Here is an 18276-nt window from a genome sequence, read left to right as displayed (position 1 = left end):
AAGGCTGCCGAATAGGTCTCGGTTTGGGATTAGGGAACACGCCCAGCGGCAAATCACCCGTAAACTCTGGCGAGTGGACACGACGCTGACCGACCCGCTCGTGGGGCAGTTGCTCGACGGGCGCTACCGCGTCGAGTCCCGGATCGCCCGGGGCGGCATGGCCTCCGTCTACCTGGCCCTGGACGTCCGGCTCGACCGCACGGTGGCCGTCAAGGTGATGCACCGCTCGCTCGCGGAGGACCCGCAGTTCGTGCGGCGGTTCATCGGCGAGGCCAAGTCGGTGGCGAGCCTCTCGCACCCCAACATCGTGCAGGTCTTCGACCAGGGCACGGACGGGGCGAACGTCTACCTGTCGATGGAGTACGTCCCCGGCAGGACGCTGCGCGACGTGCTGCGCGCCCGCGGCCGCCTTCCCGCGCGCGAGGCGCTGGAGATGGTCATCCCGGTGCTCGCCGCCCTCGGCGCGGCCCACCAGGCGGGGCTCGTCCACCGGGACGTCAAGCCGGAGAACGTCCTGCTCGCCGACGACGGCCGGGTGAAGGTCGTGGACTTCGGCCTGGCCCGCGCGATCGAGGCGACCAACCAGACCAAGACCGGCATGATGATCGGCACGATCGGCTACATGTCGCCCGAGCAGGTCACGACCGGCAACGCCGACGCCCGCAGCGACGTGTACGCCGCCGGGATCATGCTGTTCGAGTTGCTGACCGGGCGGCAGCCGTACGCGGGCGAGACGCCGATGTCGGTCGCCTACCGGCACGTGCACGAGACCGTCCCCATGCCGTCCTCGATCGTGCCCGACGTGCCGCCGTCCATCGACGCGCTCGTCGCCGCCGCCACCGACAAGGACCCGGCCGCGCGCCCGGCCGACGCGACCGCCATGCTCGTCGCGTCCGTCGAGATCCACCGCACGCTGCCGCGGACCGGGCACACCGGCGCGCACGCCGCCCCCCACGGAGTCCACGACAGCGGGGCGCACAGCGGCGTGCGGACGGGCGCCCACAGGACCCTCCCTCCGCCCGGCGGGGCCTCGCCGTTCGGCTCGGGCCAGCACGCGCGGCCCGAGGCCGGCCAGACGATGATCCAGCCCCGCCCGGAACTGCCGGCCGACGCGCCGCGCCGGCGGCGCCGGGCCGGGGTGAGGCCCGTGTGGTTCGTCGCCGCGCTCGCCCTCGTCATGGTCGCGGGCGTCGCCTTCACCGGCTGGTGGTTCTCCCAGGGGCGCTACATGACCGTCCCCGACCTGGTCGGTCAGAACCTCACGGTCGCCAGGCAGGAGGCGCAGAAGGCCGGCTTCGAGGTGCGGGTCGGCAAGGCGAGGTTCGACGACAAGGCGCCGAAGGACATCATCCTCGACACCGAGCCCGGCGCGGGCGCCGAGGTGGTCAAGGGCTCCGTCCTCACCCTGATCCCGTCGGCGGGCCCGGAGACGATCCCCGTGCCGAAGGTGGAGGGCCTCAGCCTGGCGGACGCCCGCGCGAAGATCGCCGAGGCCGGGCTGACCCCCGGCAGGGTCAGCAAGAGCGCGAGCGACACCGTCCCCCGTGACCAGGTCATCCGCACCAACCCGCCGGTGGGCAAGCGGGTCAAGAAGCGCGGCGCGGTGAACTTCGTCGTCAGCGCGGGGCTGCTGATGCCGGACGTCACGCAGATGATGCGCGACCAGGCGGAGAAGTTCCTGCGCGACAAGGGCTTCCAGGTGCAGGTCGACGAGACCACCGACGACGCCCCGCCCGGCACGGTGATCGCCCAGGACCCCTCAGGCGGCGCCGAGGTGGTGGCCGGGGCGACCGTGCGCCTTACGGCCTCTCGCGGGCCCGACCAGGGCTTCCGCTGGCCGTGGGAGACCGACCCCGCCGACCCCGACGGCGGCCCCCCGCCCACCGTCGTCGAGGTGCCCAACGTGATGTTCAAGTCCGTCAACGACGCGGTGAACGAGCTGAAGAGGGCCGGTTTCAAGGTCAACGTCCGCAAGGTGGTGGGCACCGACCGCGTGGTCGGGGAGAAGCCGCTAGGCCAGCAACCGCCGGGCACCACCATCACGATCTGGCACTGACGCCCCCGCCCGGCCGTTCAGGGGATGAGCGCGCCGAGGAGCCGGAGGCGGGCGAGCCCGCCGTCGGGGTGGATGTCGAGCCGGACGTGCGTGACCCTGCGGTCGTCGTCGAGGCGGAAGCGGTGGCGGGTGTCGGGCTGCAGGCGCGTCCTCGGCAGCAGCGGGAACCAGGACTCCGGGTCCTCCAGCGGCGCCCGGTCCGCGTCCGCGCCCGTCAGCGACGCCGCGCCGGGGGCGTTGAAGATCAGGTTCGTCGTGTCGATCTCGGCGACGGCCACCCTGCCCGGCCCGGCCAGGGCGACGACGAGCCAGTCGTTGCCGCCGTCTCGGCGGCGCGCGGTCTCCCAGCCCTCGGACTGGTCGCGGGCCAGGCCGGGCGCGAGGACGTTGTTCGGCGCGGAGTAGAACTCGTCGGAGCAGGCAGTGACCAGGCCGCCGTTCTCCAGCGCGGCGAGATCGACGGTGAGGCCGTCGAGGAACGCGCGGTCGGGCACCACCCGGCCGTGGACCCGCAGCCGCGCCACGCCGCCGTCGGGGAAGATGTTCAGCCGCACGTGCGTGAAACGGCGCGGGTCGGTCACCGCGAACTCGTGGACCGCGTCGCCCTTCAGCGGGCTCTTCGGCACGATCTCCACCCAGCCGTCCAGCTCGTCCGGCGCGGGATGGCCCTCGGCCTCGCACGCCTCCACCGACGCGTACGGCGGGTAGTTGCCGCGGAACCACGCGGTGTCCACCACCACGCCCCTGATGACGCCCGGCAGCCCGAGCCTGACGATCGCCCAGTCGTGGCCGGGCTCACGCCTTCGCCGCGTCTCCCAGCCGTCGTACACCTGGCCCTTGGCGCCGAAGGTGTGCGGCCGGAACTCGGCCCTTCCCGGCCTGATGAGCGCCTCCCGCTCGGCGAACGACTCGTCGTTGGCGGCCACGACCGACCCGCCGTACGTGCGCAGGGCGAGGTCGGGCAGGCGGGTGAAGCCGGTCATCGCGCTCCTCGGGTCAGCAGTCGTCCGCGCGGGACGCCGAAGTCGACCGGCACCCCGCGCAGCCAGGTGGTGCGCACGACGCCCGCGAGCCGCGCGCCGTGATAGGGGGAGACGGGGTTGCGGTGGTGCAGCGCCGCGACGTCGACGGTGAACTCGGCGTCGGGGTCGAAGGCGACCAGGTCCGCGTCGTTGCCCACCCGGATCGCCCCCTTGCGCGGCAGACCGGCCAGGCGGGCGGGTCCCCCGGCCATCCAGCGCGCCACGTCGGCCAGGTCGTGGCCGCGGGCACGGGCCGCCGTCCACACGGCGGGCAGGCCGACCTGGAGCGAGGAGATCCCGCCCCAGGCCGCGGCGAAGTCGGGCACCTTGAGGTCGGGCGTCGACGGGGAGTGGTCGGAGACGACCCCAATGAGCACGCCGTCGGCGAGCGCCCGCCACAGCGCGTCGCGGTTGGCCGCCTCCCTGATCGGCGGGCAGCACTTGTAGGCGGGCCCGGTGACCTGCTCGGCCGCCAGCGTCAGGTAGTGGGGGCAGGTCTCCGCGGTGACGCGCACCCCCGCCGCCTGGGCCGCGCGCAGCGGTTCCACGCAGGCGGCGGCCGACACGTGCACGATGTGCGCCCGCGCCCCCGTCTCCGCCGCGAGCGTAATCACCGTCTCGACGGCCGCGCGCTCCGCCTCCTGGGGCCGCGACCTGAGGAAGTCGCCGTACGCGGGGCCGCCTGGGTCCGACAGCAGGCCGGGGTCCTCGGCGTGGGCGATCAGCAGGCCGTCGAAGGCCGCCACCTCCGCGAGCGCGGCCCGCAGCCCCTCGCGGTCGAGCGCGGGGAACTCGTCCACGCCCGACGGCGAGAGGAAGCACTTGACGCCCGCCACGCCGGCCTCGTGCAGGGGGCGCAGGTGGGCGAGGTTGCCGGGGATCGCACCGCCCCAGAAGGCGACGTCCACGTGGCACCGCCCCTCGGCGGCCTTCCGCTTGACCTCCAGCGCGGCCACGTCCACGGTCGGGGGCAGCGAGTTGAGCGGCATGTCCACGATGGTGGTCACGCCTCCGGCCGCCGCCGCCCTGGTGGCGGTCGCGAAGCCCTCCCAGTGGGTGCGGCCCGGCTCGTTGACGTGCACGTGGGAGTCGACCAGCCCGGGCAGCAGCGGCAGGTCGCCGAGGTCTGCGTGCCTCGCGGCCGCGGGCGGCTCGTCGTAGGGGGCCAGGGCGGCGATCACACCGTCGTGCACGGCGACCGAGAGAGGGCGCTCCCCCTCCGGGGTCACGGTCCGCCGTGATCGCACCACCAGATCCCACACCCCCCCACCCGGCGTGATCTTGTAGTTTGTCGCAGACGATGCCGCTGACCTGCGGTTATCACCTCCGTGATCATGCACGAAACTCGCCACTCCCCTCACGACCTGGGCATCGCCCGTTTGTGATCTTGCACCAGACGCTCGGCGGCGATCCGCGCCGCGAGCTTCTCCAGCAGCGGCCCGGCCTCCGCCACGCAGCGGCTCACGTCGGGCTCGATGTCGGTCAGCGCGTACGCCGCCTCTATGCCGGCCGCCCGCAACTCGTCATCGCCCACCGACCGCCTGCCGCAGACCGCCACGACCGGCACGCCATGCTCGGCCGCGGCCGCGGCGACGCCCACCGGGGCCTTGCCGCGCAGGGTCTGCTCGTCGATCGAGCCCTCGCCCGTGATGACCAGCCGCGCGCCCGCCACGTGCCGGTCGAACTCCACGAGGTCGAGCAGGTAGCCGATGCCGGGCCTGATCTCCGCGTCGAGGAACGTCAGCGCGCCGAACCCCACCCCGCCCGCGGCGCCGGCCCCCGGCCGCCCGGCCACGCCCATCGCGCGGACCACGCCGTCGTGCTCGGCCGCGCCCGCCAGGCCGTGGGTGTGCGCGGTCACGGCCGCCAGCCGGGCCAGCCCGGCCTCGAGCACCGCGACGTCCTGCGGGCTCGCGCCCTTCTGCGGGCCGTACACCGCCGCCGCGCCGTACGGCCCGAGCAGCGGGTTGTCCACGTCGCTCGCCACGATCACCTCGAACCCGCGCAGCCGTCCCGAGGCGTCGACGGTGTGGAGGTCGCGCAGCGCGGCCCCGCCGTACGGCAGGTCGTCGCCCGCCGCGTCCAGCAGCCGTACGCCGAGGGCCTGGGCCATCCCCGCGCCCCCGTCGGTGCAGGCGCTGCCGCCGAGGCCGAGCACGATCCGCGTCGCGCCGTGCCGTACGGCGTGGGCGATCAGCTCACCGGTGCCGCGGCTGGTGGCGGTCAGCGGCGCCAGGTCGCCGGGCAGCCGGCGCAGTCCCGACGCCTCGGCCAGTTCGATCACGGCGACCCGCGCCCCTGGCTCGTCCCGTACGGCGTAGCTCGCGGTCACCGGGTCGCCGGTCGGCCCGGTGACCTGCGTCTCCACCCGGGTGAAGCCGTTCGCCACGACCGCGTCGACGGTGCCGTCGCCCCCGTCGGCCACGGGCAGCGCGACGACGGGTACGCCGCCAAGACCGGCGGCGACGTGCGCCGCCACCTCGGGCGCGGTGAGCGACCCGCGAAACTTGTCCGCCGCGATGACGACGTGTCCTGTCATGCCTGCCCCTCGATCCGTCCGGGATGTCTCAGACATGATCTCCGGTGGTCAGGCGGAGATGGGCTCCGGCCCCGGCCCTCGCGGCCTCCTCGCCGGAGACCGTACGCAGTTCCCCGCCCGCCACGACCGTCCGGCCGCCCACGAGCAGCCGTTCCAGCGGCGGCGTGGCGCCGTACGCGAACGCCACGACGGGGTCGTCGACAGCGGCGTGGAAACCGCCGAGCCGCCACAGGGCGATGTCGGCGAGCTTGCCGGGTTCCAGCGAGCCGATCTCGGCCTCCCGTCCGAGGCAGCGGGCGCCGCCGAGCGTGGCCATCTCCAGCGCCTGGCGGGCGGTCAGCGCGCGGGGGCCGTACCGGGCCCGCTGGATGAGCATCGCCATCCGGATCTCCCCGGCCAGCGGGGTCATCTCGCTGGAGGCTGCGCCGTCGACCCCGAGCCCGACCGGCGCGCCCGCGGCCAGCAGGTCGGCGATCCTGGCGATCCCGGCGCCGAGGCGGCCGTTGGAGGACGGGCAGTGGGCGGTGCCGGTGCCGGTCTCGCCGAAGCGCCGCACGTCCTTGTCGGTCAGGTGCACGCAGTGCGCCAGCCACACGTCGGGGCCGAGCCAGCCGAGGTCGTCGAGATATTCGCCCGGCAGCACGCCGAACTGCTGCCTGCAGTGCTCGTCCTCGTCGGCCGTCTCCGCCATGTGCGTGTGCAGCCGTACGCCGTGGGAGCGCGCGAGGTCGGCGGAGCGGGTCATGAGCTCGCCGCTGACCGAGAACGGCGAGCAGGGGGCGACCGCGACGCGGAGCATCGACCCGAACGACGGATCGTGATATTTCCTGATCGCTTCGTCGGTGGCCTGGAGGATCTCGTCGACGTCCTCGACCACCTCGTCCGGCGGCAGGCCGCCCCGCGAGGCGCCTCGGTCCATCGACCCCCGGCAGGGATGGAAGCGCACCCCGACCCGCCGCGCGGCCTCGATCTCCGCCTCGAACAGGTCTCCCCTGCCCTTCGGGAAGATGTAGTGGTGGTCGGTGGAGGTCGTGCAGCCCGACAGGGCCAGCCAGGCCAGCCCCGCCGTCGCCGCGCCCGACACCACCTCGGCGTCCATCCGGGCCCACAGCCGGTAGCTCGCCACCAGCCACTCGAACAGCGTGCCGTCCGGGGTCACCCCCTGGGACGCCCACTGGTAGAGGTGGTGGTGGGTGTTGACCAGGCCGGGGGTGGCCAGGCAGCCTGCGCCGTCGACGCGTTCCGCCCCCTCGGGTACGGCCGCCGCCGGGCCGGGGCCGACCGCCGTGATCAGGCCGTTCTCCACGACGATGTGACCGGACGGTATCTCCTCCCCCACGACCGGGACGACGTGGGCGTTCTCGATGACCACTCCTCGTGGTGCGAGATCACGCAATGGAGACTCCCTGGTCAGGTGGGGCGAGCACGATTTTCTGCATGATCACGGAGGGTTCCGGCGCAGGTGGCGTGGGGTGAGTGCGACAAACTACAAGATCACGGTGGAGGGGAGGGGGAGGGGTGGCGGCGGGTGGCGGCGAGGCGGACCGCGTCGAGGATCTTCTCGTACCCGGTGCAGCGGCACAGGTTGCCGGCCAGGGCCTCCCTGATGTCGGCGTCCTGCGGCACTCCGTCCGTGTCCGCGAGCAGCGCGTGGGCCTGCACGACGAGACCGGGCGTGCAGAACCCGCACTGCACCGCCCCCGCGTCCACGAACGCGCGCTGCACCTCGTGCAACCCGCTGTCCGGCTCGGCGCCGGCGGTGAGGCCCTCGACCGTCACCACCTCGCTCCCCTCCGCCTGACCGGCGGCGACCAAGCAGGCGCAGACCGGCGTGCGGTCGAGATAGACCGTGCACGACCCGCATTCGCCCTGCTCGCAGGCGTTCTTGGCGCCCGGCAGGCCGAGCCGCTCGCGCAGGACGTACAGCAGGCTCTCGCCCTCCCACACGTCGTCGGCCGTCATCGGGCGGCCGTTCACCGTGAGGCTCACCCTCATGAGTTCCCCCTGTAGTCGTCCCATGCCCAGCCGAGCGCCCGGCGTGCCAGCACGGCCAGCGCGTGCGTGCGATAGGCGGCGCGGCCCCGCACGTCGTCGATCGGCGCGGCGGCGGCGGCCACGAGTTCGCCGAACCGGCGCGCCACGCCGGGGTCGAGCGGGCCGCGGCCGTCCCAGTCCAGCTCGCCGGACGCGAAGTCCTCGGCGTCCGGGGCGCGGCGCGGGGTCGGCGCGGCCGAGCCGATGCCGGTGCCCACCCGCCGCTCCCCCGGCTCCAGCGCCGTCGCGAACGAGCACACCGCGATCACCATGGCGTTCCTGGTGCCGACCTTGGAGAAGTACTGCGGTCCTGTGGCGGCCGGGACGCGCACGGCGCGGATCAGCTCGTCGGGCGCGAGCGCGTTGCGCTTCACGCCGGTGTAGAACTCCCCGATCGGGATCAGCCGGGCGCCGCGCACCGACTCGGCCTCCACGACCGCGCCGCAGGCCAGCAGCGGCGGATGGCTGTCGCCCGCGGGCGAGGCCGCGCCGAGGTTGCCCGCGACCGTGCCCCGGTTGCGGATCTGCGGCGACCCGACCGTACGGGACGCCTGGGCCAGGCCGGGCAGGCGGGCGCCCAGTTCCGCGATCAGCCGGGAGTAGGTGACGCCGGCGCCGAGGCGGATCATCTCGCCCTCGCCGGTCCACTCGCGCAGCTCCGGCAGCGGCGTGAGGTCGAGCAGGGCCGCCGGACGGCCCTTGTCGAGGTTGATCTCCACCATGACGTCGGTGCCGCCCTGGATCGGCGTCGCCTCGGGCCGCTCGGCCTTGAGCGCCAGGGCCTCCGCCCAGGTCCGCGGTCGCAGGAAATCCATCGGTTACTCCCAGGCCGGGCCGGCGTCGGGGGCGTCCTCGCGCAGCACGGTCCCCTCGATCAGCCCGTACGGCCGGTCGGCGGCGAAGAAGACCTCGCCGTCGTTGTCCAGTCCGAAGGGCGTGAGGTCCACCGGGAAGTGGTGCTTGTTCGGCAGCGACAGCCGCACCTCGCAGACCCCCGGGCACTCGGCCAGCACCCGGGTGCCCATCGCGTACAACGTCTGCTGCAGCGACAGGCTGTAGGTGTCGGCGAATGCCGCGAGCAGGGCGTTGCGGGCGTTCTCATACGCCTTGTCCCAGTCCTGGGAGGCGTCCGCGTGCCGCCAGGAGGCGTCCACGGCGGTGGCCAGGACGCGGTCGCGGGTCTCCGCCAGCGTCGTGTACTCGTCCTTGGCGAAGCCCCAGAACTCGGAGTTGGTCGTGTTCAGCACGACGAGGTCGCGCAGCCCGGAGACCACCCACGACCGCGTCCCGTCGTAGTGGGCCACGCAGGTGCGGACCTCCGGGCCCGAGCGGACGAACGAGTGCCCGAACGCGCCGTTGCGCTCCCAGGCGTGCTCCTCGATCGCGACCCTCGCGTGGTGGATCGCGGGCTGGGAGTCCGTGAAATGACGCGCCAGCAGCAGCGCGAAGTCCTCTATCGCCCCGACGCCGTGCTTCTTGGCGAACGCGAAGACCGTGTTCTTCTGCGTGTCGGTGGGCAGGACGGCGGAGTTGTCGCCGCTCAGGTGGACCTCGGTCATGTCGCCGGACAGCGCCGTGCCGACGGTGAGGTCCTTGATCCGGTGCGCGTCGCCGTGCCGGGTCACCCGTACGACCCTCGTCTCGGCCTTGCCGTACCTGTTCGGCCCCAGAACGGCCACGTCAGCTCCCCCGGTAGGTCGAATAGGCGAACGGGCTCAGCAGCAGCGGCACGTGGTAGTGCTCGCCCGCCTCCCTGATGGCGAACACGACGCTGACCTCGGGGAAGAACGCCTCGTCCCCCAGGTAGGCGCCGGTGTCGAACACGAGCCGGTAGGTCCCTGGCCTGGGGTCCCCCGCCGGGTCCCACTCCCGGCCGAGCGGGGTCCACTCCCTGATCCGGCCGTCGCCGTCGGTGCGGCCCTCCGCCACCGGCACGAACCCGTGCGCGGCGCGCCGCGACAGCCGTACGAACACGTCCTTGGCCGGCCGCCCCGCGGCGGTGTCGAGCACGTGGGTCGAGAGGCTCACCGGCCCTCCCACAGCTTGGCCAGGCGCAGCTCGACGATCTGCGACAGCTCCTCGCGGACCACCCCGCGCTCGGTCTCCTCGTCGTGGCCTAGCCGCTCGCGCAGCAGCGCCAGCAGTTCGGCGGCGTCCCGTCCGGTCGCGCGGACCAGGTAGACGTGGCCGAAGCGGCTCTCGTAGGCGGCGTTGCCCTCGCGGAGCGCGCCGAGCACGTCTCCGCCCGCGTCCGCCGTCCCGGACTGCTCGGCGCGCGACCAGGCGGCCTCGCGTCCCGCGCCGCCGGGGCGCTCACCGATGCGGGGATGCGCCGCCAGCGCCTCGAGCACGTCGTCCCAGGCCAGCTCCGCGAAGACCGACCCGCTCACGCGGCGGAGCCCGTCGAGGTCCTCGTACGGGCCGCGCGCGGCGACCTTCTCCACCCACGTGGTGGAGGAGCAGCAGGACCGCAGGTCCTCCCGGCTGAGTTCGCGCATGCCCGTCAGTCAACCGCCGGGCCGCGCCGGGATCCAGCGGCGCGACGTCCGAACCGCGCGTCCCGCTCAGGGGACGCCTTTGTACGTTGTGACAAAGGGGGCGGCACTAACCTGGAGGTCATCATGACTCCTTCCAATCTCATCGGCGGGCACGTCTTCGTCGCCGGCGGCCTGGCCAAGGGCGGTCTGAAGTACGCGGCGGACATCGGCGCCGAGATGGTCCAGGTCTTCGTCACCAACCCGCGCGGCTGGGCGCTCAGCGAGGGGAACCCCGCCGAGGACGCCAAGCTGCGCGAGTCGGGCATTCCGGTCTTCCTGCACGCCGCCTATCTCGTGAACTGCGGCTCACCGACCTCGGAGACCCTGGAGAACTCGATCGCGGTCATCCGCCACACCCTGCGCAGGGGCGTCGAGACCGGCGCGCTCGGCGTGGTCGTCCACACCGGCTCGGCCGTGAGCCAGTCGCGCGAGGACGCGATGCGCCAGATCCACGAGCGCCTGCTGCCGGTGCTGGACGAACTGCCCGACGACGGCCCCGACCTGCTGCTCGAACCGATGGCGGGCCAGGGCCGGATGCTGTGCGCTACCGTGCGGGACCTCGGGCCCTACCTGGAGGCCCTCGACCACCACCCGAAGGCCGGCGTGTGCCTCGACACCTGCCACGCATTCGCCGCCGGGCACGACCTGGCCGCGCCCGGCGGGGTGAAGGAGATGATGGACGCGCTCGACGAGGTGGCCTCCGGCCGCCTCAAGCTGATCCACGCCAACGACTCGAAGGACCCCTGCGGGTCGAAGCGGGACCGGCACGAGAACATCGGGGCGGGACTGATCGGCGCCCAGGCGTTCGGCGAGCTGCTGCGCCATCCCGCCGCGGCCGGGGTGCCGCTCTGCATCGAGACGCCGGGCAAGGCGGACAAGCACCGCGAGGACATCGAGCTGCTCAAGCGGCTGCGCGGCGACTGATTCGCGCGCCCTCCCGGGTGGCCGCCGGCCTGCCCGGGGAAGCGGGCGTCCGCGGCGATCCGGGCCCCCGTATGGCCGGATCGCCGCGCACCCCCCGATACGCGCACGCGGGGCCCTTCCCCCCCGAGTAGGGCCCCGCTTGATAACCATTCGGTGATAACTTGCTCACTTTGTGATTACCCCGCGTGTCTTGCGACGTGCGAAAGACTACGAGGTGTAGTCGGCCGGGGGGATGGCCCTTCGGACGAGCGGTCCCTAGTTAGCGCCATGCGGCCCGCTCCGGCGCGACGAGCGGGCCTGTGGCGGCGACGAGCGGTAGATCGGGGCGTGCGAAGACGCTTTCGGCCCGCCCGCGAGTCCCCGCTCAGTCACCGAGGCGGCGGTAGCGGCGCGCGGACAGGGGCAGGAAGACGAGCGTGATCAGCACCGGCCAGCCGATCGCCAGCGCCAGGGCGTGCTCGGCGGCCCAGGAACCTCCCTGCCACCCGGGATTGCCGAACAGCATCCGGCAGGCGGCGACCGTCGCCGACAGCGGGTTCCACTCCGCGACCACCCCGAGCCAGCCCGGCAGGAGAGCCGGGGACACGAAGGTGTTGGCCAGCATCGTGAGCGGCAGCAGCGGGAGCCAGGCCGCGCTCGCCGCCTCGGGAGACAGCGCCAGCCCGAGATAGATCCCCACCCAGATGAGGGCGAAGCGCAGCAGGAGCAGCAGTCCCACGGCGGCCAGGGCGTCGCCGGCCCCCCGATGCCAGCTCCATCCGGCGACCAGGCCGCACACGAGCAGGATCAGCAGTTCTAGCCCCGAGTTGACGACGTCGGCGATGGCGCGGCCGAGCACCACGCCGGGCCGCGAGATCGGCATCGAGCGGTAGCGGTCGGTCACCCCGCGGGCGGTCTGCAGGCTGACCACCGTCATCGTGGTCATCACCCCCATCGCCATCGTCTGGGCGAACATGCCCGGCATCAGGAACTCGCGGTAGTCGCCGCCGCCCGCGACGTTCATCGCGCTCCCGAGGACGTAACCGAAGATCACGACCATGACGATCGGATACAGCGTCAGATTGAGTACGGCGGCCGGGTTGCGGACCCAGTGCTTGAGGTTGGCGCGCGCGATGACCGAGGCGTCCGACAGCGTCCAGCGCAGCCGCTCCCCCAACCGGGGCGCGGCGTCCGGCGCGGCGAGGGCGCTCACGAGCCCGCCTTCCCGGTGAGGCTCAGGAACACCTCGTCCAGCGTCGGGCGGCGCAGGGAGACGTCCTCGACCTCGACCCCGCGCCGCTCCAGTTCGCGTACGACGGTGGTGAGCGCCCCGACCCGGTCGCGTACGGGAGCGGTCAGGCGGCGGGTGTCCTGGTCGGCCACCGGCCGCGTCCCTGCGGCGCCCGCGAGGATCGCGGCGGCGTCGCCGAGTCGCGCGGCGTCGCGGACGACGAGGTCGAGATGGTCGCCGCCGATGAGCGACTTGAGCCGCTCCGGGGTGTCGTCCGCGACCACCGCGCCTCCGTCGATCACCGCGATCCGCCCGGCGAGCTGATCGGCCTCGAACAGGTACTGCGTCGTCATGAGCACGGTGCTGCCCGCGTCGGCGAGCGCGCGCACGGTGCGCCAGACCTCGGTGCGGCCGCGGGGGTCGAGCCCGGTCGTCGGCTCGTCCAGGAAGAGCACGCGCGGGGCCCGGATGAACGAGGCGGCCAGGTCGAGACGCCGCCGCATGCCGCCGGAGTAGTGCCTGACCCGCCGGTCGGCCGCCTCTGCCAGCCCGAACCGCTCAAGGAGCTCGGCGGCGCGGCGGCGCGCCGCGGCGGAGCCGAGGTGATGGAGCCGCCCCCACATCTCCAGGTTCTCCCGGCCGGTGAGGATCTCGTCCACTGCGGCCTCCTGCCCGGCCAGGCCGATGCGGCGGCGCACCTCGGCCGGCCGCCTGACGACGTCGAACCCGGCCACGAGCGCGCGCCCGGAGTCCGGCCGGGTGAGCGTGGACAGCACGCGTACGGCGGTGGTCTTGCCCGCGCCGTTCGGGCCGAGAACCGCGCACACGGTCCCGTCGGCGACCCGCAGTCCGAACCCGTCGAGGGCACGAGTGGCGCCGTAGTGCTTGCCCAGCCCTTCGGCGATGATTGAGTAGGAGTTCATTGCTTCATAATGAGACTTACATGTCTCATTATCAACCACGATCGTCTCTATGTGGGCGCGCTGCTAGCCTTCCGAGCGTGACCGACACCCGGGAATCGGGCACGCGCAGCCGTACGCGCCGTGCCATCCTCGCCGCGGCGGCCTCGGTCCTCGCCCGCGATCGCGGCGCGACGCTCGCGGACATCGCCGAAGCCGCGCAGATCGGCCGCAGCACGCTGCACCGCTACTTCTCCGACCGGCAGGACCTCGTGAACGCCGCCGTCGTCGACTCGTTCCGCGTGGTGGAGAAGTCGACGGCCGAGGCCGCCATCGACCAGGGCCCGCCGCTGGAGGCGATGCGCCGGCTGATCGCCGCCATGGTGGACGCGGGGGACCGCCTGGCGTTCCTGTTCGGCGATCCCCGGGTGCTGGAGGAGTTCACGGCCTGCTTCGAGCCGGACCTGTCGCTGCCGACCACTGTCGGCCTGATCGAGCGCGGCCAGGCCGAGGGCGTGTTCGACCCGGCTGTCAGCGCGGAATGGATCCAGCAGGTCCTGTGGGCGCTCGCCTACACCGGCTGGGAGGCGGCGGAGAAGGGCCTGCTCCCCCGGCACGGCGTCGCCGCGGCCGTGACCCGCGCCTTCGAGAACGGCATGGTCGTGCCCCAGGCCCGTCCCTGAGGAGCCGCGCCGCCCCGCCGCACCCGGGCGGGTCCGCACGGCCGTGCGAGGCGTTCTGATGGGGTCGTAGGGGCTCGGCAGGCGAGGGTCAGGGGCGGAACTGGCGGACGAGTTGCTCGCGCACCTGACGGGTGTGCCGCCTGCTGACCGGCACCGTCTCGCCGCCAACCTGAAGGACCACCCGGCCCGCGTCGAAGCGCAGTTCGCTCACGTGCCGGGCGTTGACCAGGGTGCTGCGGTGGGCCCGGACGAACCCCGCGCCCGCCCAGCGGCGTTCCAGCGCCGCGAGGGACATCCGTACGAGGTAGGCGGCGTCTGCCGTGTGCAGCCGGACGTAGTCGCCGTGGGCCTCGGCGTAGCACACGTCCTGACGGGCCACGAATTTGGTGCGGCCCCCGAGCTCGACCGGGATCGTCTCCAGGTCCTCCTCGGCGCCGGGCGGCGACACCGCGGCGGAGAGCCGGCGTACGGCCTCCGCCAGCCGTTCCGGCCGTACGGGTTTGAGCAGGTAGTCGACGGCCTCCAGCTCGAACGCCTGGACGGCGCAGTCGTGGGCGCTGACGAAGACAAGGCGGGGTGGTTCCGGGAACCCGCCGATCAGCCGCGCCAGGTCCAGGCCGTCGAGTCCCGGCATGCGCACGTCGAGGAAGACGCCGTCCAGCCGCTCCCCGTCGGCGATCATCTGGACCATGTCGTGCAGCGCGGCCCCGCCGTCGGTCGCCGTGCTCACGTGCTCCACCCGGGCGTCCTGGCGGAGCAGGAAGGCGAGCTCGGACAGGGCGGGGACCTCGTCGTCCACCGCGAGGACACGCAGCATGGCGTCAACCGTGCCGCCTCCACCACCCTCCGCGCAAGGGGTGACCGAGCGGTAGGTGACTTTCCCGATACGCTCCGCCACCGAGAAGACGTCTCACCGGGTAAGCGGCGGGCCAAATTCCGGTAGAGCCATCCGGCTTTTACCAGCGCTAATGCGCGCTTTTCCATCAGTGCTGCTTACGGTTGACATGGAGACCAGGCCAGACGAGGACCTTCGATGAACATCAGGCCGGGCACGTTCCTTCCTCTCTCCCACTCCATCCGCGCTCGTGTGACGCTGACCGTCGCCGCGGTGTCCGTGATCGTCGCCGCGGTGATCGGCGCCGGCCTGTGCCTGCTTATCCGGCACAGGGTGGAGAGCGAGATCTTCATAGAGACGCGCCGCGTCGCCACCGAGTGGATCGGCCTGATGCGGCGCGGGCAGGTGCCGGCGCCGAAACCGACGGCGCGGGCTCCGCTCCTCCAGCTCGTCGACTCGCGGGGCAGGGTGACGCTGGCCGGGCCCATGGCAGGCGACCGGCCGATGACCACGGTCAGGCCGCCCGAGGGGAACCGCTTCCGTGACCTGACCGTGTGCTCCGAGAAGGAGCGGTGCGTCATGCTGACCGCCGCCCGGGTCCCGTCGCTGCAGTCCTGGGAGCTGTGGAGGGGAGAGCCCCACTTCGTCTACGTCGGCACGGACCAGCCGCCCGCCCTGCGCGGGCGACGGCTGGAGCTGCTCGTCGCCGCCGGCGGGGTGCTGCTCGCGGGCCTGTGGACGTGGACGACCTGGCGGGCGACGGGCCGCATCCTGCGCCCCATCGACGCGATCAGGCAGCGCATGTCGGAGATTAACGCCAACGACCTCTCCCTGCGGGTGCCGCAGCCGTCCGGCCAGGACGAGATCGCGCAACTGGCCCGCGCCGCGAACCAGACGCTCGGCCGCCTGGAGGCGGCGGTCATCCGGCAGCGGGAGTTCGCCGCCATCGTGTCCCACGAGCTGAAGTCGCCGCTCACCGGCCTGCGCACCAAGCTGGAGGAGGCGCTGCTCTACCCGGAGGTCGACGCGCGGCGGGCGATCGCCTGCTCGCTGCCGACCGCCGACCGCATGCAGCAGATCATCGACGAGTTGCTCGCCTTCGCCCGGCTGCGCAACGCGCCGCGCTTGTCCGAGCCTGTCGACCTCGGCGCGCTCGTACGCGCCGAGACGGCGGCGCGCGCCAGGGGCGTGCCGGTGCGCGCCAGGACCGAGCCGGAGGTGCGGGTCCTCGGCAACCGCGTGCAGCTGGCCAGCGTCGTGACGAACCTGCTGGTGAACGCCCAGCGCCACGCCGTCGGCCAGGTGGACGTCAGCGCCGAGCGCGACGGCTCCCACGCGCTGCTGGTCGTGACGGACGACGGCGACGGCGTCGCGAAGGAGGACCGGGAGCGGATCTTCGAACCCTTCACGCGGCTGGAGGCGGGTCACCGCCTGGATCCGGAGGGCAGCGGCCTCGGCCTGGCCCTGTGCCGGGCGATCGCGAAGGCGCACGACGGCAGCCTGCGCGTCGAGGACTCCCCGCGCGGCGCGCGGTTCGTCCTGCGGCTTCCGCTCCTGACCCGCTGACCGGCTGCGGCCGTCCTGTCGCACCCGGCTTCTGACGGCCTCAGGGGCGGGCCGTCGCGACGACGCGGGAACGGGTCTTGGGGATGCGCAGCCGGATGCGCGTTCCCTTGCCGGGCGCCGTGTCGACCATGAGCCCGTAGTCCTGGCCGTAGAGGTGGCGCATGCGCAGGTCCACGTTGCTCAGCCCGATCCCGGCGCCCTCCTCCGCGAGCGCGGCCCGCAGTTGCTCCTGGTCCATGCCGATGCCGTCGTCCTCGACCCAGATGTGCGCCTCCGGCCCCGCGTCCCTGATCACGACGCGGACCTCCCCCGGCATGCCGTGCTTGATGGCGTTCTCCACCAGGGGTTGCAGGCACAGGAACGGCACGTCGACCTTCAGCACCTCGGGGGCGACCTGCACGGTGAAGCGCAGCCGGTCGCCGAACCTCGCCTGCTCGAGCAGCAGGTAGCGGTCCACGCAGCCGAGTTCGTCGGCGAGCGAGGTGAAGTCGGCCGCCCGGCGCAGCGCGTACCGGATGAAGTCGGCGAAGTCCAGCAGCAGCGTGCGGGCCCGCTCGGGCTCGGTCCGTACGAACGAGGCGATCGTGGTCAGCGAGTTGTACACGAAGTGCGGCGAGATCTGCGCCCGCAGCGCCCGCGCCTCCGCCTCCAGGGTCCGCCTCCGGGAGGCGTCGAGCTCGGCGAGTTCGAGCTGGCCGGACATCCAGCGGCCCACCTCGGCCGCCGTGCGCACCAGTGCGGCGCCGGCCTCCGCGTCGTAGGCCGCGAGCGCGCCGACCGTCCGCTCCTCCACGGTCAGCGGGACCACCACGCCGTGCCTGACGATGCGCAGCCTGCCGCTCGCCAGGGCCGCGCTCACGTCGGCGAGCACCGCCTCGTCCGCGGGCACCCCCGTGCCGTCCCTGGCCAGGACCCGGTCGTCGGTGGCGACGGCCAGGCCCGTGGAGCCGAGCAACGTCCGCAGATGCCGTACGGAACGACGGGCCGCGCTCCGGGTGAGCCCGGCGCGCAGGGAGTTCGCGGCGAGCCCCGCCACGCGCAGGGCGAGGAACGTCGCCTCGCCCGGCGGATCACCGGGAGACGGCCCCCGGCGGGCGAGGGCACGGCCCACCGCGCCGCCGCAGACCCCGCAGAGCGCGCACAGTGTGACCCACACGGCTGAAGACACGCCGGACACCGTAGCCGCTCGGCGGCCTCACGGCGGGCCGTCGCCCGGGTCCTCCTGGTATGAGTAGCGCTGCTCTTTCCAGGGGTCGGCCACGTTGTGGTAGCCGCGGTCCTCCCAGAACCCGCGCCGGTCCTCGGTCAGGTACTCCACCGCGCGCACCCACTTCACGCTCTTCCACGCGTACAGGTGGGGCACCACGATCCGTACGGGGTAGCCGCGCTCGGGGGCCAGCGGATTCTCGTGGAGATGCGTGGCCAGCAGCGTGGTCGGGCGGTCGAAGTCCGACAGGCGCAGGTTGGCGCTGTAGCCGTACTCGGCCCAGACCATGACGTGGCGCACGCCCGGCGCCGGGGGGACGCGTTCGAGCAGCGCCGACGTGGGCACACCACTCCACTCGTTGCCCATGACGGAGAACTTCGTGACGCAGTGGAAGTCCGCCACGACGGTCACCGTGGGCAGGGAGGAGAACTCCTCCCACGAGAACTCGTGGGCCAGGCCCGTGGCCGTGGCGCCGAACACCTGGAACCGCCACGTCTCCGGACGGAAGGCGGGGACCCTTCCGTAGTGGACGACGGGCTGCCCGCGGGGGACGTACTGGCCCGGCGGCAGCCGCGTTTCCTCCTCGGGTTTCTCCGGCACGCAGGCCATCCTGCCATCCGCCGTGAGGACCGCCACAGGGGCCCCCTGCGTGCCGGACCGGCACGATCAACGAATCATGCGCTATATTGCGGCACATGCGCACCGCTTGGTCGTTTTGGTATGGCGACGGACCCGTGAGGACCGATCGCCTCCATGCGCTGCGC

Annotated in this window: 18 protein-coding genes; 4 read left to right on the top strand and 14 right to left on the bottom strand. The window is 73.1% G+C overall.

Going from position 1 to position 18276, the window contains the following annotated elements; translation table 11 throughout:
• Nucleotides 1-73 precede the first annotated feature (73 nt).
• The gene (gene pknB / locus HHX31_RS02885; protein WP_169944698.1) at nt 74-2056 is read left to right on the top strand and encodes a Stk1 family PASTA domain-containing Ser/Thr kinase; all 1983 of its coding nucleotides are present in this window, start codon (nt 74-76) and stop codon (nt 2054-2056) included.
• Between the two features lie 17 nt (nt 2057-2073).
• Here the strand turns inward: pknB and alc are convergent, their stop codons facing one another.
• The 9 genes from alc to uraD form a co-directional block, all read right to left on the bottom strand.
• Entirely contained in the window at nt 2074-3039 is a 966-nt protein-coding gene (gene alc / locus HHX31_RS02880) for an allantoicase (protein WP_169944697.1), read from the bottom strand.
• Entirely contained in the window at nt 3036-4325 is a 1290-nt protein-coding gene (gene allB / locus HHX31_RS02875; protein WP_311931278.1) for an allantoinase AllB, read from the bottom strand. The genes alc and allB overlap by 4 nt, the downstream gene beginning before the upstream one ends.
• 110 nt (nt 4326-4435) lie before the next feature.
• Entirely contained in the window at nt 4436-5617 is a 1182-nt protein-coding gene (locus tag HHX31_RS02870; RefSeq protein WP_169944695.1) for a glycerate kinase, read from the bottom strand.
• 28 nt (nt 5618-5645) lie between these two features.
• The gene (locus HHX31_RS02865) at nt 5646-7013 is read right to left on the bottom strand and encodes an 8-oxoguanine deaminase (RefSeq protein ID WP_211589167.1); all 1368 of its coding nucleotides are present in this window, start codon (nt 7011-7013) and stop codon (nt 5646-5648) included.
• A gap of 98 nt (nt 7014-7111) precedes the next feature.
• Nucleotides 7112-7612, bottom strand: a complete 501-nt coding sequence (locus HHX31_RS02860) for a (2Fe-2S)-binding protein (protein WP_169944694.1) — start codon at nt 7610-7612, stop codon at nt 7112-7114.
• The gene (locus tag HHX31_RS02855; protein ID WP_169944693.1) at nt 7609-8466 is read right to left on the bottom strand and encodes a xanthine dehydrogenase family protein subunit M; all 858 of its coding nucleotides are present in this window, start codon (nt 8464-8466) and stop codon (nt 7609-7611) included. The genes HHX31_RS02860 and HHX31_RS02855 overlap by 4 nt, the downstream gene beginning before the upstream one ends.
• A 3-nt stretch (nt 8467-8469) precedes the next feature.
• Nucleotides 8470-9330, bottom strand: coding sequence for a factor-independent urate hydroxylase (pucL, locus tag HHX31_RS02850; protein WP_169944692.1), 861 nt, complete (start codon nt 9328-9330; stop codon nt 8470-8472).
• A gap of 1 nt (nt 9331) precedes the next feature.
• The gene (gene uraH, locus HHX31_RS02845) at nt 9332-9679 is read right to left on the bottom strand and encodes a hydroxyisourate hydrolase (protein ID WP_169944691.1); all 348 of its coding nucleotides are present in this window, start codon (nt 9677-9679) and stop codon (nt 9332-9334) included.
• The gene (uraD, locus tag HHX31_RS02840; protein ID WP_169944690.1) at nt 9676-10149 is read right to left on the bottom strand and encodes a 2-oxo-4-hydroxy-4-carboxy-5-ureidoimidazoline decarboxylase; all 474 of its coding nucleotides are present in this window, start codon (nt 10147-10149) and stop codon (nt 9676-9678) included. Before uraD ends, uraH begins: the two co-directional genes overlap by 4 nt.
• 123 nt (nt 10150-10272) lie before the next feature.
• On the opposite strand from uraD, the gene HHX31_RS02835 reads away from it, so the two are divergent.
• Entirely contained in the window at nt 10273-11112 is an 840-nt protein-coding gene (locus HHX31_RS02835; RefSeq protein WP_169944689.1) for a deoxyribonuclease IV, read from the top strand.
• 364 nt (nt 11113-11476) lie between these two features.
• Here the strand turns inward: HHX31_RS02835 and HHX31_RS02830 are convergent, their stop codons facing one another.
• Nucleotides 11477-12304 (bottom strand): ABC transporter permease, encoded by an 828-nt coding sequence (locus tag HHX31_RS02830; protein WP_311931273.1) that lies wholly within the window; start codon nt 12302-12304, stop codon nt 11477-11479.
• Complete coding sequence (locus tag HHX31_RS02825) at nt 12301-13245, bottom strand: ATP-binding cassette domain-containing protein (RefSeq protein ID WP_169944687.1); 945 nt, start codon at nt 13243-13245, stop codon at nt 12301-12303. The genes HHX31_RS02830 and HHX31_RS02825 overlap by 4 nt, the downstream gene beginning before the upstream one ends.
• A 77-nt stretch (nt 13246-13322) precedes the next feature.
• On the opposite strand from HHX31_RS02825, the gene HHX31_RS02820 reads away from it, so the two are divergent.
• Nucleotides 13323-13904: a TetR/AcrR family transcriptional regulator gene (locus tag HHX31_RS02820; RefSeq protein ID WP_311931270.1), complete on the top strand. Its 582-nt coding sequence runs from the start codon at nt 13323-13325 to the stop codon at nt 13902-13904.
• An 88-nt stretch (nt 13905-13992) separates the two neighbouring features.
• Here HHX31_RS02820 and HHX31_RS02815 read toward each other — a convergent pair whose 3' ends face one another.
• Nucleotides 13993-14721, bottom strand: coding sequence for a LytTR family DNA-binding domain-containing protein (locus HHX31_RS02815; protein WP_169944685.1), 729 nt, complete (start codon nt 14719-14721; stop codon nt 13993-13995).
• 216 nt (nt 14722-14937) lie between these two features.
• Here HHX31_RS02815 and HHX31_RS02810 point away from each other — a divergent pair, with 216 nt between their 5' ends.
• Nucleotides 14938-16305 (top strand): HAMP domain-containing sensor histidine kinase, encoded by a 1368-nt coding sequence (locus tag HHX31_RS02810; protein ID WP_169944683.1) that lies wholly within the window; start codon nt 14938-14940, stop codon nt 16303-16305.
• A 40-nt stretch (nt 16306-16345) separates the two neighbouring features.
• Here the strand turns inward: HHX31_RS02810 and HHX31_RS02805 are convergent, their stop codons facing one another.
• Both HHX31_RS02805 and HHX31_RS02800 read right to left on the bottom strand, forming a co-directional pair.
• A complete protein-coding gene (locus HHX31_RS02805) occupies nt 16346-17473 on the bottom strand; it encodes a histidine kinase (RefSeq protein ID WP_311931267.1) in 1128 nt (375 codons plus the stop codon).
• 27 nt (nt 17474-17500) lie between these two features.
• Nucleotides 17501-18121 (bottom strand): sulfite oxidase-like oxidoreductase, encoded by a 621-nt coding sequence (locus tag HHX31_RS02800; protein WP_169945558.1) that lies wholly within the window; start codon nt 18119-18121, stop codon nt 17501-17503.
• Nucleotides 18122-18276: the final 155 nt, after the last annotated feature.

The organism is Microbispora sp. H11081 (assembly GCF_012999535.1).
Classification (GTDB): Bacteria; Actinomycetota; Actinomycetes; order Streptosporangiales; family Streptosporangiaceae; genus Microbispora.
This window is presented reverse-complemented; position numbering and strand designations above follow the sequence as displayed.